Annotated in this window: 13 protein-coding genes; all 13 read left to right on the forward strand. The window is 73.1% G+C overall.

Annotated features, from left to right (window positions below):
- Positions 1-296 precede the first annotated feature (296 nt).
- Positions 297-725 (forward strand): division/cell wall cluster transcriptional repressor MraZ, encoded by a 429-nt coding sequence (gene mraZ / locus JOD65_RS11615; RefSeq protein WP_191196898.1) that lies wholly within the window; start codon positions 297-299, stop codon positions 723-725.
- A gap of 249 nt (positions 726-974) precedes the next feature.
- Complete coding sequence (locus tag JOD65_RS11620) at positions 975-1,136, forward strand: hypothetical protein (RefSeq protein ID WP_191196899.1); 162 nt, start codon at positions 975-977, stop codon at positions 1,134-1,136.
- Between the two features lie 4 nt (positions 1,137-1,140).
- Complete coding sequence (gene rsmH, locus JOD65_RS11625) at positions 1,141-2,118, forward strand: 16S rRNA (cytosine(1402)-N(4))-methyltransferase RsmH (RefSeq protein ID WP_191196900.1); 978 nt, start codon at positions 1,141-1,143, stop codon at positions 2,116-2,118.
- On the forward strand, positions 2,115-2,675 hold the full coding sequence (gene ftsL, locus JOD65_RS11630) for a cell division protein FtsL (protein ID WP_191196901.1): 561 nt from the start codon (positions 2,115-2,117) through the stop codon (positions 2,673-2,675). Before rsmH ends, ftsL begins: the two co-directional genes overlap by 4 nt.
- Before the next feature lie 91 nt (positions 2,676-2,766).
- Positions 2,767-4,539, forward strand: coding sequence for a peptidoglycan D,D-transpeptidase FtsI family protein (locus JOD65_RS11635; protein ID WP_307821111.1), 1,773 nt, complete (start codon positions 2,767-2,769; stop codon positions 4,537-4,539).
- A gap of 17 nt (positions 4,540-4,556) precedes the next feature.
- On the forward strand, positions 4,557-6,110 hold the full coding sequence (locus JOD65_RS11640; RefSeq protein ID WP_191196903.1) for a UDP-N-acetylmuramoyl-L-alanyl-D-glutamate--2,6-diaminopimelate ligase: 1,554 nt from the start codon (positions 4,557-4,559) through the stop codon (positions 6,108-6,110).
- On the forward strand, positions 6,107-7,510 hold the full coding sequence (locus JOD65_RS11645; protein WP_191196904.1) for a UDP-N-acetylmuramoyl-tripeptide--D-alanyl-D-alanine ligase: 1,404 nt from the start codon (positions 6,107-6,109) through the stop codon (positions 7,508-7,510). Before JOD65_RS11640 ends, JOD65_RS11645 begins: the two co-directional genes overlap by 4 nt.
- Positions 7,507-8,619: a phospho-N-acetylmuramoyl-pentapeptide-transferase gene (gene mraY, locus JOD65_RS11650; protein WP_191196905.1), complete on the forward strand. Its 1,113-nt coding sequence runs from the start codon at positions 7,507-7,509 to the stop codon at positions 8,617-8,619. Before JOD65_RS11645 ends, mraY begins: the two co-directional genes overlap by 4 nt.
- Positions 8,616-10,139, forward strand: a complete 1,524-nt coding sequence (gene murD, locus JOD65_RS11655) for a UDP-N-acetylmuramoyl-L-alanine--D-glutamate ligase (protein ID WP_191196906.1) — start codon at positions 8,616-8,618, stop codon at positions 10,137-10,139. Before mraY ends, murD begins: the two co-directional genes overlap by 4 nt.
- Positions 10,140-10,170: 31 nt before the next feature.
- Entirely contained in the window at positions 10,171-11,481 is a 1,311-nt protein-coding gene (gene ftsW, locus JOD65_RS11660) for a putative lipid II flippase FtsW (protein ID WP_191196907.1), read from the forward strand.
- Between the two features lie 11 nt (positions 11,482-11,492).
- Positions 11,493-12,572 carry an undecaprenyldiphospho-muramoylpentapeptide beta-N-acetylglucosaminyltransferase gene (gene murG, locus JOD65_RS11665; protein ID WP_191196908.1) on the forward strand — a complete coding sequence of 360 codons (1,080 nt, stop codon included), beginning with the start codon at positions 11,493-11,495 and terminating at the stop codon, positions 12,570-12,572.
- Positions 12,569-13,981 carry a UDP-N-acetylmuramate--L-alanine ligase gene (gene murC / locus JOD65_RS11670; protein ID WP_191196909.1) on the forward strand — a complete coding sequence of 471 codons (1,413 nt, stop codon included), beginning with the start codon at positions 12,569-12,571 and terminating at the stop codon, positions 13,979-13,981. Before murG ends, murC begins: the two co-directional genes overlap by 4 nt.
- On the forward strand, positions 13,982-14,830 hold the full coding sequence (locus tag JOD65_RS11675) for a cell division protein FtsQ/DivIB (RefSeq protein ID WP_307821113.1): 849 nt from the start codon (positions 13,982-13,984) through the stop codon (positions 14,828-14,830).
- Positions 14,831-14,934: the final 104 nt, after the last annotated feature.

Consider the following 14,934-nt stretch of genomic DNA (forward strand, 5'->3'; position numbering starts at 1 on the left):
GCGTCACCCACCCGGGTTACCGCCGGTTCCCCCACTTTGCTCCACCACGGGTGGCCCGATCTCCCCACCGGCGCTCCACCTGGCGTGCCCGCGGCTCCTCCTGAGCGTGGATCGGTGCTCCCTCACGCCTGATCGTTCGCCGGAGCGGCGCCCAGCAGCCCTGCCGTCGACGCCCCGACAACCCGAAATTCGTGCGTGAAACACGCGCGATCTGGTTGACGGTGGAGCGAAGTGGAGTACTGTGGTGCGAAGTGGGGGACAGGGTCGATCTGCCCGCCGAGCAGGGGAGGTGCCGGATGTTCTTCGGCACCTACACGCCCAAGCTCGACGAGAAGGGCCGGCTCTTCCTCCCGGCGAAGTTCAGGGACGAGCTGACGGAGGGACTCGTGGTGACCAGGGGTCAGGAGCGCTGCCTCACCGTCTGGTCCCTGGCCGACTTCGCGAAGCTCACCGACCGGCTCCGCGAGGCGCCGGTCACGCAGAAGAACACCCGTGACTACGTCCGCATGCTGTTCGCCGCCGCCAGCCAGGAGGTGCCGGACAAGCAGGGACGCATCAACATCCCGGCACCACTGCGGGAGTACGCCTCGCTCCGCAAGGAGTGCGTCGTCATCGGGTCGATGAACCGGATCGAGATCTGGGACCCGACCTCGTGGGCGACCTACTCCGAGGAGCAGGAGCAGAAGTTCTCCGAGCTCAGCGACGAGGTCTTCCCCGGCATCTGAGCCAGCACCGCCCGACAACTCCACAGCTGACATCGCGACCCGTATCACCAGGTCTCGAGCCCGCTCCTCGCGTGGCCATCTGGGGCACTTCCCCGGCACCAGAGGGCACCTACCCCCGAGAGGGGCAGAGGAGCGGGCAGGGACCTGGTGCGGCGGCTCGCCCCGTGCCACACGACGGGGAGTGTCAGCCGCACCGCCAACCAGCAGCACCAGCCAGCACATCCGCAGCACACCAGTGGGGTCGAGACCATGAGCACCACCCAGCCCGTGGCACGCACGGCAGCGGCACCGCCGCTGCGGGTGCGCGACCAGGCGCGCGAGGCGGCCGCCCTGATCGCGTTCTCGGCCGCCACGGCCTGCGGCCTCGCGCTGGCCCTGCTCCTGCTGACCCACCTGGGCTCCCAGGGCTGAGCAGATGACGACTCCCCGCCACGCCCCGGTGCTCCTCGACCGGGTCGTCGCCCTGCTGGCGCCTGCGCTCGAGGCCCCCGGCTCGGTCTACGTCGACTGCACGCTCGGCCTCGGTGGCCACAGCGAGGCCGTCCTCGAGCGCCTCCCGAACGCCCGGGTGATCGGCATCGACCGCGATCCGGCCGCCCTGCAGATGTCGAGCGAGCGGCTCGCGGCTCACGGCGACCGCTTCACCGCCGTGCACGCGGTGTACGACGAGCTGCCCGAGGTGGTCGGCTCGCTCGGCCTCGACCACGTCGACGCCGTCTTCTTCGACCTCGGTGTCTCCTCGATGCAGCTCGACGTCCGCGAGCGCGGCTTCGCCTACTCCGAGGACGCACCGCTCGACATGCGGATGGACCCGACGACCGGACGGACCGCGGCCGAGCTGCTCAACACCGCCACGGCCCAGGAGCTGACCCGCATCCTGCGGGAGTACGGCGAGGAGAAGTTCGCCAGCAGGATCGCCCGGGAGGTGGTCCGCCGGCGCGAGACGACGCCCTTCTCCACCAGCGCCGACCTCGTCGAGCTGCTCTACGCATCGATCCCCGCCCCGGCGCGGCGTACGGGTGGCCACCCCGCCAAGCGCACCTTCCAGGCGCTGCGGATGGCGGTCAACGACGAGCTCGCCGTCCTGCGCCGCGCCATCCCCGCCTCCATCGAGGTGATCGGAGTCGGCGGTCGCGTGGTCGTCGAGGCCTACCACTCGCTCGAGGACCGCCTGGTGAAGCGGGCGTTCGCCGACGCCACCCGGCTCGACGTGCCGCCGGACCTGCCGTTCGTCCCCGAGGGCGCCGAGCCTGCCCTGCGGCTCGTCACCCGCGGCGCCGAGCAGGCCGACGAGCACGAGATCGCCGAGAACCCCCGAGCAGCTTCCGTCCGCCTGCGCGCTGTCGAGCGCGTCCTCCCGTCCTCTCCCTCTTCCCCAGGAGTCGCCCGATGAGCAGTCCCGCCCTGCAGCCCCGGACCCGCGTCACGCGGATCGCCCAGGAGGCGGTCGACAAGGCCCGCCTCACCGTGGTGCCGCGCGTGCGGTCCCGCGCGCCGCGGGTGCCGTTCATGACGCTGGTGAGCCTGGTCCTGGTCGGCGGCATCGTGGGACTTCTCCTCTTCAACACCTCCATGCAGCAGGCGTCGTTCACGGCGTCCGCCCTCGAGTCCGAGGCCGACACCCTCGCCGCGCGCGAGCAGACGCTCCGGATGGAGCTCGACGAGCTCCGCAACCCGCAGCGCGTGGCGACCGAGGCGCAGACGATGGGCATGGTGATCCCGTCGGCCCCGGTGTTCCTGGACCTCGAGACCGGGAAGACCACCGGCGTGCGCACGCCGGCCACCCGTGAGAACGCCATCCAGCTGCAGCCGCCGGCGCCGATCAAGCCGGCGATCCTCGCGCCCGAGCCGACGTACGTCGAGGTGCCCGCCGCACCCACCGTCGAGGAGCAGGCCACGACGGACCCCGGGGTGGCGAACGCCAAGCCCCGCAAGAACCGCAACCGCTGACGGCGCGGTCACGCCGTTCGACGGCACCACACACCTAGATTGTCGAGCAGGTCGGATCCAGCAGGGAGCCGGCCGGGAAATGAGGAGACCAGTGCCGAGCACCCGCACCAGGCGCGGCGCCTCGCGCGGCGCGCCGATGCTGCGACTGCGCATCGGGTTCGTCCTCATCGCGATCGTCCTCTCCTTCTTCGGTGCCAGGCTCGTCCAGCTCCAGGGCGTCGACCCGCGCTCGTACGCCGTCCGCGCGGCCGCCGAGGGTGCGGTGCGGCTGCCGCTGGTGGCGGAACGGGGCGACATCCTCGACCGCAACGGCGTACCCCTGGCCGACTCGGTCAAGGGCAAGATGGTCATCGCCGACCCCGACCTCACCGCCGACCGGGCGCCCGAGCTCGCGCGGCTGCTCTCGGACCGGCTCTCCGTGGACTACTTCCGGACCCTCACCGCGCTGCGCGGTCGCAAGGAGGGCAGCCGCTACGAGTACGTCGCCCGCCGGGTGCCAAGCACCCTCGCCGGCGACACGCTCGCCGAGCTCGACGGCGCCGGATTCACCGGCATCAGCCTCCAGGACGACCCGATCCGCGCCTATCCCTCCGGCGACGTGGCCGCCAACCTGCTCGGCTACATGGGCACCGACGAGCCGCTCGGCGGCTTCGAGCGCACCTTCGACAAGCAGCTGGCCGGCGTCGACGGCGAGGCGACGTGGCAGTCCAACTCCGGCAAGGGCGTGCGGATCCCGCTGCGCGAGAGCACGCTCAAGGCCGCGCACAACGGTGCGCCGCTGCGCACCACCATCGACCGCGACCTCCAGTGGTTCACCCAGAAGGTCCTCGCGCAGTCGGTGCGCCAGTACCGCGCGGAGAGCGGTGCCGCGGTCGTCATGGACACCCGCACCGGCGAGATCCTCGCGCTCGCCGACGTGCCGACCTTCGACGCCAACGCGCCCACGGAGGCCGACGAGGACGACCTCGGGTCGCGCGCCCTGAGCGACACCTACGAGCCGGGCTCGGTGGAGAAGGTCCTCACTGCTTCCTCGCTCATCGACGCCGGCAAGGCGTTCCCGCGCCAGCGCTTCAAGGTCCCGCCCAGCCTCGCCCGGCAGGACCGGGTGATCGGTGACTGGTTCGACCACGGCAACATCCGGCTCACGCTGGCGGGCATCATCGCGAAGTCCTCCAACATCGGCACCGTGCTCGCCGCCGACGCGTTCTCGCCGGTCGAGCTGGTGGCCTACCTGCAGAAGTTCGGCCTCGGCCAGCGGACCAACGTCGGCGTGCGCGGTGAGACCCCCGGCATCCTCACGCCGGGCGAGGCGATGACCTCGCAGACCAAGGACCGCGTCGCATTCGGCCAGTCCCTCTCGGTCAACGTCGCCCAGATGGCTGCGGCCGTCAACACGGTCGCCAACGGCGGCGTGCGGGTCTCGCCGAGCCTGATCGCCGGCTCAGCGGTCACCGACGACGGGGTCACCGTCGGCACCGACGTGGCCACCCGCACCCGGGTCGTCAGCAAGCAGGCCGCACGCGCGACCGCCCGGATGATGGAGAAGGTCGTCGACCCCGAGGACGGTGTCGCGCCCGCGGCGCAGGTGCCCGGCTACCTCGTGGCCGGCAAGACCGGCACCGCGCAGCGGGTCGCCAGCGACGGCACCGGCTACGACGGCAGCACCTCGGTGTCCTTCGGCGGCTTCGCGCCGGCCGACGACGCCCGCTTCACGGTCTACGTCGTGGTCCACGCTCCCAAGGTCGACGGGGGCGGTGGCTCGATCGCGGGGCCGGTGTTCTCCCGGATCATGGGCTACGTCCTGGGCCGCTACGGCGTCGAGCCGACCGACGGCACGCCGTCGCGCCTGCCTGTCGAGTGGTGACTCGATACCCTCGGCCGGTGCACGAGCCTGAGAGTGCGACGCGTCCGCAGCAGTCCCGGTCGACCCCTGCGACCGAGCTCGCCGACTGGCTCTCGGCCACGACCGAGGTGGCCGCGCACGGTGACCTCGCCGTCGCCGTCTCCGGCATCTCGCTGAGCACCGCACGGGTGCGACCCGGCGACGTGTACGCCGCGCTCCCGGGCGCGCGCGTCCACGGCGCGGACTTCGCCGCGCAGGCCGTCGCGGCCGGTGCGGTCGTGGTGCTGACCGACGCCGCAGGCCTGGACCGGCTCCCGCCGGGGACGCCCGCCCTCGTGGTGTCCGAGCCGCGCCGCGTGCTCGGGCGCCTCGCCGCGCGGATCTACGGCGACCCCGCCGCCGGCCTGCGCGTCATCGGCGTCACCGGCACCCAGGGCAAGACCACCACCACCCGGGTGCTCGAGCAGGGGCTCACCGAGGCCGGCGTGACCTCGGCGGTCATCGGCACCGTCGGCACCCGGATCGCGGGGGAGGACGTCAAGACCCAGCTCACGACGCCGGAGGCGCCGGACCTGCACGGCCTCTTCGCGGTCATGCGCGAGCGCGGCGTCGACACCTGCGCCATGGAGGTCTCCAGCCACGCGCTCGTGCTCGGTCGGGTCGACGGCGTCGTCTTCGACGTCGCGACCTTCCTCAACCTCGGGCGCGACCACCTCGACTTCCACGCCGACCTCGACGACTACTTCGCCGCCAAGGCCGGTCTCTTCACCCCGGAGCGGGCTCGCGTCGGGCTGACCAACGTCGACGACGAGTTCGGCCGTCGCCTCCTCGACGTCGCCGGCATCCCGATGTCGACGTACTCCTCCCGCGGTGCCGGCGCCGACTGGCGGGCGGTCGACGTCGACCTGACGGCCGGGGGAGCGAGCTTCACGGTCCTCGGCCCCGACGTCGAGCTGCGCACGGAGATCCACGTGCCGGGCGAGTTCAACGTCTCCAACGCGCTGGCCGCCATCGCCTCGGCGGCGCTCGCCGGGCTCGACCCGCGACAGGTGGCCGACGGCATCGCCCGCGTCGGCGGCGTCCCGGGCCGGCTCGAGCAGGTCTCCGTCGGTCAGGACTTCACCGTGGTCGTCGACTACGCGCACAAGCCCGACGCCCTCGAGGCGGTGCTCGCCACCCTGCGGCCGCTGACCGACGGCCAGGTCGTCGTCGTGGTGGGCGCCGGCGGCGACCGCGACACCGTGAAGCGTCCGGTGATGGGAGAGATCGCCGCACGGCTCGCCGACGTCGTGGTGGTCACCGACGACAACCCTCGCACGGAGGACCCTGCGTCGATCCGCGCCGCAGTCCTGGCCGGCGCCCGCGGCCCCGCCGAGGTGGTCGAGGTGGGCGACCGCCGGCTCGCGATCCGTGAGGCCGTACGCCGTGCGCGTCCCGGCGACGTGGTGCTGATCGCCGGCAAGGGCCACGAGACCGGCCAGGAGGTCGGCGACGTGGTGCACCCGTTCGACGACCGCGTGGTCGCTGCCGAGGAGGTCCGGGCGCTCGCGGCCGGCCCCGACGGCGCCGACGAGCCCGGGAGCGACGCATGATCGAGATGTCACTGGACCAGATCGCCGACGTGGTCGGCGGCACCGCCCACGGCGAGGCGGTCGTCGTCGGCGGCGCGTTCGTGGACACCCGCACCCCCGAGGACGGCGGGCTCTTCGTGGCCGTGGCCGGCGAGCGCGTCGACGGCCACGACCTGGCCGCGGCCGCGGGTGACGCCGGTGCCGTGGCGGTGCTCGGCAGCCGGCCCACCGAGCTGCCGACCGTCGTGGTGGACGACGTGACCGCGGCGCTGGGGCTGCTCGCGCGCCACGTCGTGGACCACCTGCCCGAGGTCGTCGTCCTCGCGATGACCGGCTCCCAGGGCAAGACCGGCACCAAGGACTACCTCGCCCACCTGCTGTCCGAGGCCGGGCCCACCGTCGCGACGCGCGGCAACTTCAACAACGAGCTGGGCGTGCCGCTGACCGTGCTCCGGGCGACCCCCGACACCCGCTACCTCGTCGTCGAGATGGGGGCCCGCGGCGTCGGTCACGTCGCAGAGCTGTGCGCCATCGCGCCACCCCGGGTGGCCGCCGTGCTCAACGTCGGCACCGCCCACATCGGGGAGTTCGGCAGCCGGGAGGCGATCGCGCGGGCCAAGGGCGAGATCGTCGAGGCGCTGCCCGCCGACGGCACCGCGGTGCTCAACGCCGACGACGTCCTCGTGGCCGCGATGGCCGGGCGCACCGACGCACAGGTCGTCACCTTCGGCGGCCCGACGGACGGCCCGGCCCCCGACGTCGCCGTCAGCGAGGTCACCACCGACGAGCTGGGCCGGCAGTCCTTCGAGCTGGCCCACCGCGGCTCCGGCGCCACCGTCCACCTCGCCCAGGTCGGCGCCTACCAGTGGCGCAACGCCGCCGCGGCCGCCGCCATGGCCCTCGCCGCGGGCCTGGACCTCGACGCCGTCGCCGACTCGCTCGCCGACGCCGTCCCGGCCAGCCGCTGGCGGATGGAGCTGGCCGAGCGGCGCGACGGGCTCGTCGTGGTCAACGACGCCTACAACGCCAACCCCGAGTCGATGCGGGCAGCCCTCGAGACCCTTGCCGGCATCGGCGACCGCACCGGTCGGCGTACGGTCGCCGTGCTGGGGCAGATGCTCGAGCTCGGCGACGGTGCCGCCGCAGCCCACCGGGAGGTGGGGGACTACGCCGCCCGTGCCGGGGTCGACGTGCTGCTCACCGTCGGCGACGACGCGGCCGGGATCTCGCGGGGTTTCGACGCCGCCGGAGGCGGGGGAGTGACCATCACCACGGCGGGGCGTGACGAAGCGGTCGACTGGCTGCGGCACAATGTCTCGGCTGCTGATGTCGTCCTGGTGAAGGCATCGCGGGGGGCGGCGCTGGAACTGATCGCCGACGACCTCCTCACCGGGAGCGGCAAGGAAGGAACCACCACATGAGAGCCATCCTGTTCGGAGGAGGACTCTCCCTGCTGATCTCCCTGCTCGGCACGCGCTACGCGATCCGGTTCTTCACCCGACAGGGATTCGGGCAGCCGATCCGCGACGACGGCCCGACCACCCACCACGTCAAGCGCGGTACGCCGACCATGGGCGGCGCGGTCGTCGTGCTGGCGACCGTCATCGGCTACTTCGCCGCCAAGCTGATCACCGGTCAGGCGCCCACCGCCTCGGCGCTGCTGCTGATCTTCCTGCTGGTGGGGCTCGGCGTCGTCGGCTTCCTCGACGACTTCCTCAAGGTCAGCCGACAGCACAGCACTGGTCTGCGCAGCCGCGCCAAGATGATCGGCCAGACCGTCGTCGCCCTCGTGTTCGGCGTGCTGGCCCTCTCGCCGGTGCTCGAGGACGAGCGCGGCTGGCGTCCTGCGTCGGACCACATCTCGTTCATCCGCGACTACGAGCGGTTCGCGCTCCCTGCTGTGCTGGCCCTGCTGCTCATCTGGTTCATCGTCACCGGCTTCAGCAACGCGGTGAACCTCGCCGACGGCCTCGACGGCCTCGCGACCGGCTCGTGCATCCTCATCTTCGCGGCGTACACGCTCGTCAACATCTGGCAGAACAGCCAGTCCTGTGCGCTGGAGGCCGGCGCCAAGTGCTACGAGGTCCGCGACCCGCTGGACCTCGCCGTCGTCGCGGCAGCGCTGACCGGCGCCTGCTTCGGCTTCCTGTGGTGGAACGCCTCGCCGGCCCAGATCATCCTGGGCGACACCGGCTCGCTGTCCCTCGGCGGCGCGATGGCCGGCTTCGCGATCATGACCCGCACCGAGCTGCTCCTGCTGGTCATCGGCGGGCTGTTCGTCGTCATCACGCTGTCGGTGATGATCCAGGTGTCGGTCTTCAAGGTCAGCCGGGCGAGCGGGCTGTTCCGGAGCATCTTCAAGGTCCAGGCGGGCCACCGGGTCTTCCGGATGACGCCCCTGCACCACCACTTCGAGATGCTCGGCTGGGAGCAGGTGACCATCGTCATCCGATTCTGGATCGTCACCGGGCTCGCCGTGGCCACCGGCCTCGGCATCTTCTACGCCGAGTGGGTCGCCGGCGTCGGATGAGCTCTTCTCCTGACATCGACCAGCTCGGCCGCGCCAGCGACTGGTCCGGCGTACGCGTCGTGGTCGCCGGGTTCGGCGTCTCCGGCTTCGCCGCCGCCGACAACCTCCTCTTCCTCGGCGCGCAGGTGACGGCGCTCGACGAGTCCACCAGCGACGAGAAGGCGGAGAAGGCCCGGCTGCTGGAGACGCTCGGCGCCACCGTGCGGCTCGAGCCGGGCGCGACCGACGTGCTGCCCGACGACGTCGACCTGGTCGTCACCTCACCGGGCTGGAAGCCGACCGCGCCGCTGCTCGCCCAGGCCACCGGGCGCGGGATCCCCGTGTGGGGCGAGGTCGAGCTGGCGTGGCGCCTGCGCGACCCCGCCGCCCCGGCCCCGTGGCTGGCCGTCACCGGCACCAACGGCAAGACCACGACGGTGCAGATGCTCCAGTCCATCCTCACCGCCGCCGGGCTCCGTGCCGTCGCGGTGGGCAACGTGGGCCTGCCGATCGTCGAGGCCGTGATGGACCCCGAGCCCTACGACGTCCTCGCCGTCGAGCTCTCCAGCTTCCAGCTCCACTACACGCACTCGATGGCCGCGGAGTCGGCCGTCGTGCTCAACATCGCCGAGGACCACCTCGACTGGTACGACGACGAGCCGGGCGCCGGCACCGACCCGGGCGCCCGGACCGGCATGGAGGTCTACGCCGCCGACAAGGCGCGCGTCTACGCCGGCGTGCAGCGGGCCTGCGTCTACAACCTCGCCGACCCCGCCACCGAGGACATGGTCCGCGAGGCCGACGTCGGTGAGGGCGCCCGCGCCGTGGGCTTCACGCTCGGCATGCCGGCCGCAGGCAACCTCGGTGTCGTGGAGGACCTCCTCGTCGACCGGGCGTTCATCGAGGAACGCGCGACCAGCGCCGCCGAGCTCTGCACGCTGGGCGACCTCGCCTCGCCCGCCCCGCACTTCGTCGCCAACGCGCTGGCTGCCGCCGCGCTCGCCCGAGCCCACGGTGTCGGCCAGCAGGCGGTGCGTGACGGGCTGCGGGCGTTCCGCCCCGACGGACACCGGATCGCCCACGTCGCGGAGGCCGAGGGCGTGACGTGGATCGACGACTCCAAGGCCACCAACCCGCACGCCGCCCAGTCGTCCCTCTCCGCCTACGAGGACGTCGTGTGGATCGCGGGCGGCCTGGCCAAGGGTGCGCGGTTCGACGACCTGGTGGGCGCGGTGGGCGGCCGGCTGCGTGGTGTCGTCCTGCTCGGCCGGGACCGCCAGGTCGTGGCCGACGCACTTTCGCGACACGCGCCCGATGTGCCGGTCATCGATGTGGGCGCCGACGAGACTGGGGATCCGATGGAGCGCGTGGTCGACGCGGCTGCCGGGCTCGCCAGGCCCGGTGACACGGTGTTGCTCGCGCCGGGGTGCGCCTCCATGGACATGTTCGCCAACTACGGCGCCCGCGGGGACGCGTTCGCGGCCGCCGTGCACGCCCACATCGCCCGCACCACCCAGCCCGACCAGCCCGACAGCGACTAGAGCCGCACCGACCCGAGGGGAGCCGCGACGGATGACCACCGCGAACCCCGGAGGAGTGGGGCTGGAGGTCGGCCCGGAGCCGGCGCCCGAGACGCAGGCTGACGTGCGCGGCGGGGCAGCGCAGGTCGGGCGTGCACCGCTGGGCTCCGGGCTCGCTGCGGGCTGGCGCTCGGTGCGAGACGCGCTCGACAAGCCGCTGGCGTCCTACTACCTGCTGCTCGGGTCGTCGGCCCTGCTGCTCACCATCGGCGTCATCATGGTGCTCAGCGCCTCCAGCGTGCGGTCCTACCTGACCTACGACGACTCCTACGCGGTCGTGAAGCGCCAGCTGATGTGGGTCGCGCTCGGACTGCCCGCCGCGTGGGTGGCGTCCCGGATCCCCGTGCGCCACGTCCGCAGGCTGGCCTACCCCGGGTTCCTGGTCGCCCTCGTCCTCCTCGGGCTCGTCGCCCGCTTCGGCGTGCTGATCAACGGCAACAAGAACTGGCTCGCCCTCGGCCCCGTCAACATCCAGCCGGCGGAGATCGCCAAGCTCGCCATCGTGCTCTGGGCCGCCAACATCTACGCCCACAAGGAGCGGCGCCTGCGCGAGCTGCACCACCTGCTCGTGCCGGTGGTGCCCGGGCTGTTCGCCGTCATCGCCCTCGTGCTGGTGGGCCGCGACCTCGGCACCGCGATGGTGCTGGCGGCCATCCTGCTCGGGATGCTGTGGGTCGTCGGGGCGCCACTGCGTCTCTTCGGGCTCAGTCTGTCGGTGCTCGGCGTCGCGGCGGTCGCCCTGGCGGCCACCGATCCCGAGCGGCTCGAGCGCATCACCCACTTCACCGACCCCTTCAAGGACTACACCGACGCGGGCTGGCAGCCGGCCCACGGGCTCTACGCCCTGTCCAGCGGTGGCTGGTTCGGGCAGGGCATCGGCGCCTCCACGCAGAAGTGGGGCGACCTGCCCGAGGCCCACACCGACTTCATCTTCGCCGTCCTCGGCGAGGAGCTCGGCCTCGTCGGCACGCTGCTGGTCATCGGGCTGTTCTTCACCATCGCCTACGCCGCGGTCCGCGTCGCCCTCAGCACCGAGGACCCCTTCGTCCGCTACGCGACCTTCGGCATCGTGGTCTGGCTGCTCGGCCAGATGATGATCAACGTCGGCATGGTGCTCGCCGTCCTGCCGGTCATCGGCATCCCGCTCCCGATCGTGTCCTACGGCGGGTCGGCCCTGCTGCCCTCGCTCGTGGCCCTCGGGCTGGTGATCGGCTTCGCGCGCCGTGAGCCGGAGGCCGCTGCCGCGCTCGCGGCACGCCGACGCAACCGCTCCGCCGGACTCTCCGCGGGTCCCGCTCGCTAGATTTGCCCTCGATGCGCGTACTTCTCGCCGGCGGCGGCTCCGCCGGCCACACCTCGCCCCTGCTCGCCACCGCCGACGCCCTGCGCCGGCTCGACCCGGCGACCGAGGTCACCTGCCTCGGCACCCGCGAGGGGCTCGAGTCCCGCCTCGTCCCCGAGGCGGGCCTGCCGCTCGAGATCGTGCCTCGCGTCCCGCTCCCGCGTCGCCCGGGCCCCGACCTGCTGCGGACGCCGACCCGGTTGCGGGCCGCGCGCGCGGCCGCGCTCGAAGTGGTGGACCGGGTGCGCCCCGACGTCGTCGTCGGCTTCGGCGGCTACGTCTCCGTCCCCGCCTACCTCGCCGCCCGCAAGCGCGGCGTGCCGATCGTGGTCCACGAGGGCAACGCGATCCCCGGCATCGCCAACAAGCTGGGCGCCCGCATGACGACCCACGTCGCCACGAGCTTCCCCGCCACCGACCTGCCCCGCGCGGTGTGCACGGGCCTGCCGATCCGCCGGCTCATCTCCACGATGGACCGCGGCGCGCTGCGTGCCGAGGCCCTGGCCACGTTCGGCCTCCGCGACGACCTGCCGACGCTCCTGGTCACCGGCGGCTCGCAGGGAGCCGCCCGCATCAATGCGGCCGTGTCCGGGGGCGCGCCCGCGCTGGCCGCGGCGGGCGTGCAGGTGCTGCACGTCGTCGGCCCCAAGCACGAGCTCGCCGTCGCGTCGGGGGACGTGCCCTACGTCGTGCTCAACTACGTGGACCGGATGGACCTCGCCTACGCCGCGGCCGACGCGGTGCTGTGCCGCTCGGGCAGCAACACCGTCACCGAGGTCTCCGGCGTGGGCCTGCCGGCGATCTACGTCCCGCTGCCGATCGGCAACGGCGAGCAGGCGCTCAACGCGCGCCCGGTCGTCGACGCCGGGGGCGGACTGCTGGTCGCCGACGCCGCGCTGACGCCCGAGTGGGTGGAGGCCAGCGTCCCGGGTCTGCTCAACGACGCCGCACGGCTCGCGACCATGGGGGCCGCGGCCACCGGCGTGATCCCGCTCGACGCCGACGAGAAGCTGGCCCGGATGGTCCTCGACGCGGGAGGCCCGCGCGCATGAGGATCCCGGTCCCCGACGAGGTGCTGCCCGCCGCCGAGCTAGGACGCGTCCACTGCGTCGGCATCGGCGGCGCGGGCATCTCCGCGATCGCCCGGATCATGGCCCAGCGCGGCCTCACGGTCACCGGCAGCGACGACCACGACACCCCTTTCCTGCCGGCGCTGCGCGAGCTCGGGGTGACCTGTCACCTCGGCTACGACGCCGCCCACCTCGGTGACGCCGACACGCTCGTCGTGACGACCGCGGCTCGCGAGGACAACCCCGAGGTCCTCGAGGCGCGACGGCGCGACCTGCGGATCCTGCCTCGCTCCGCCGGGCTCGCGGCGGTCATGACCGGCTCCCGCGTCCTCGCCGTGGCCGGCACCCACGGGAAGACGACGACCACGGGGCTGCTCACCTCTGCGCTGCTCGCTGCGGGCGTCGATCCGTCGTACGCCGTCGGGGGCGTGCTGACCGCCACGGGGCGCAACGCCGACGCCGGCGCCGACGACCTGTTCGTCGCGGAAGCCGACGAGAGCGACGGCGCCTTCCTGCACTACCGGCCCCACGCGGCGATCGTGACCAACGTCGAGGCCGACCACCTCGACAACTGGGGCACGGAGGAGGCCTACCACCGGGCCTTCGAGGACTTCGCCGACACGATCGACCGCGACGGCTTCCTCGTCTGCGTCGTCGACGACCCCGGCGCCGCACGGCTCGCCGGGCTGGCACGCGATCGGGGCCTCGACGTCGTGACGGTGGGGGAGTCGGCGACGGCCGACCTGCGCATCCACGACCTCACGCTCGACGGCTCCACCTCGTCGTGCCGGGTCAGCCGCGGCGACGACGACCTCGGGGAGCTGCGCCTGCGCATCCCCGGTCGCCACTACGTCCTCGACGCGGTCGCCGCCCTCGCGACGGGATTGCGCCTCGGCCTGCCCTACGACGCGCTCGCCGTGGGCCTCGGCGGCTTCACCGGCACGGGGCGCCGGATGGAGCTGAAGGGTGAGGTCGCCGGCGTGCGCGTCTACGACTCCTATGCCCACCACCCCGTCGAGATCCGGGGCGACCTCGAGGCCGCCCGTGCGCTCGCCGGCGACGGGCGCGTCGTCGCCGCCTTCCAGCCGCACCTCGTCTCGCGCACCCGCATCTTCGGCGAGGCGATGGGCCGCGAGCTCGGCGCCGCCGACGAGGTCGTCGTGCTCGACGTCTACGTCGCCCGCGAGGACCCGGACCCCGAGGTGACGGGCCTGCTCGTCGCCGACGCCGTCCCGCTCCCGGTCCAGCACGTGACCTACGTCGACGGGCTGGGCGCCGCCGCGCAGGCGCTGGCCGAGCGCGCGCGTCCCGGTGACCTCGTCATCACGCTCGGGGCGGGCGACATCACCGGCGTCGGCCCGCGGGTGCTCGACCTGCTCGGGGGTGACTGAGTGGACCGCGAGGCCCCGGAGCAGGGCGGCCGCGGGGCGGCCGGCGTCACGAGCACCAGCATCGGCCGTGACGGCGGGCAGGGCACGTCGGGCGCGGACGCCAAGCCGGCCAAGGAGGCTGCGGCGACTCGCCGCACCCGTCGCCGTTTCGCCCGCCGGCAGTGGGCGCGCCGCTGGCTGTCGCTGCGCTACGTCCTCGCGCTCCTGCTGGTCCTCGCGCTGCTGGGCACGTCGGTCTACCTCGTGTTCTTCTCCACCACCCTCCAGGTCAAGCGCGTCGAGGTGGTCGGCAACAGCCTCCTGAGCGACGCCCGCGTCCGTGAGGTGGCCGACGTGCCGGTGGGCGACCAGCTCGCCCTCGTGGACCTCGGTCGCGCGGACGCCCGCGTCGGGTCGCTCGCCGAGGTGGCGTCCGTCGACGTCACCCGCACCTGGCCCGACGTCGTACGCATCGCGGTCGTCGAGCGCACCGCCGTGGCCGCGGTCGAGCTGGCCGGCAGGCTCCGTGGCCTCGACGCCGACGGCGTGGTGTTCCGCGACTACAAGGCCGTCCCCAAGGGGATGCCGCGCGTGCGCCCGGGCGCCAACGCCGGGACCGACGCGCTGCGCGAGGCCGCCACGGTCGTGTCGGCGCTGCCGGACGACCTGGTCACCCGCGTGGACCACGTCGAGGTCGCCACCGTCGACCAGATCACCCTCGTGATGCGTGACCAGCGCGAGGTGCTGTGGGGGAGCGCGGAGGAGTCCGAGCTCAAGGCGGAGGTGGTCGACAAGCTGCTGGCCGCCCAGCAGGCGCCGTACTACGACGTCAGCGTCCCGGGGAACCCGACCTACCGCACCACGCCCTGACGTGGACCCCCGGGACATCTGGGGGTCGCAACGAAAGAAATTCTTTGCCGACACGCGACACGTGGGCGTGTCCGCCGGGGAATCGTGGCCGTCGGTGCCTAGTG

Origin of the sequence: Nocardioides cavernae (assembly GCF_016907475.1) — a bacterium.
Classification (GTDB): Bacteria; Actinomycetota; Actinomycetes; order Propionibacteriales; family Nocardioidaceae; genus Nocardioides; species Nocardioides cavernae.

What these genes read in the sequence shown, in the direction of transcription:
- mraZ (WP_191196898.1), top strand. Translation starts at nt 297, where the DNA reads ATGTTCTTCGGCACCTACACGCCCAAGCTCGACGAGAAGGGCCGGCTC.
- JOD65_RS11620 (WP_191196899.1), top strand. Translation starts at nt 975, where the DNA reads ATGAGCACCACCCAGCCCGTGGCACGCACGGCAGCGGCACCGCCGCTG.
- rsmH (WP_191196900.1), top strand. Translation starts at nt 1,141, where the DNA reads ATGACGACTCCCCGCCACGCCCCGGTGCTCCTCGACCGGGTCGTCGCC.
- ftsL (WP_191196901.1), top strand. Translation starts at nt 2,115, where the DNA reads ATGAGCAGTCCCGCCCTGCAGCCCCGGACCCGCGTCACGCGGATCGCC.
- JOD65_RS11645 (WP_191196904.1), top strand. Translation starts at nt 6,107, where the DNA reads ATGATCGAGATGTCACTGGACCAGATCGCCGACGTGGTCGGCGGCACC.
- mraY (WP_191196905.1), top strand. Translation starts at nt 7,507, where the DNA reads ATGAGAGCCATCCTGTTCGGAGGAGGACTCTCCCTGCTGATCTCCCTG.
- murD (WP_191196906.1), top strand. Translation starts at nt 8,616, where the DNA reads ATGAGCTCTTCTCCTGACATCGACCAGCTCGGCCGCGCCAGCGACTGG.
- ftsW (WP_191196907.1), top strand. Translation starts at nt 10,171, where the DNA reads ATGACCACCGCGAACCCCGGAGGAGTGGGGCTGGAGGTCGGCCCGGAG.
- murG (WP_191196908.1), top strand. Translation starts at nt 11,493, where the DNA reads ATGCGCGTACTTCTCGCCGGCGGCGGCTCCGCCGGCCACACCTCGCCC.
- murC (WP_191196909.1), top strand. Translation starts at nt 12,569, where the DNA reads ATGAGGATCCCGGTCCCCGACGAGGTGCTGCCCGCCGCCGAGCTAGGA.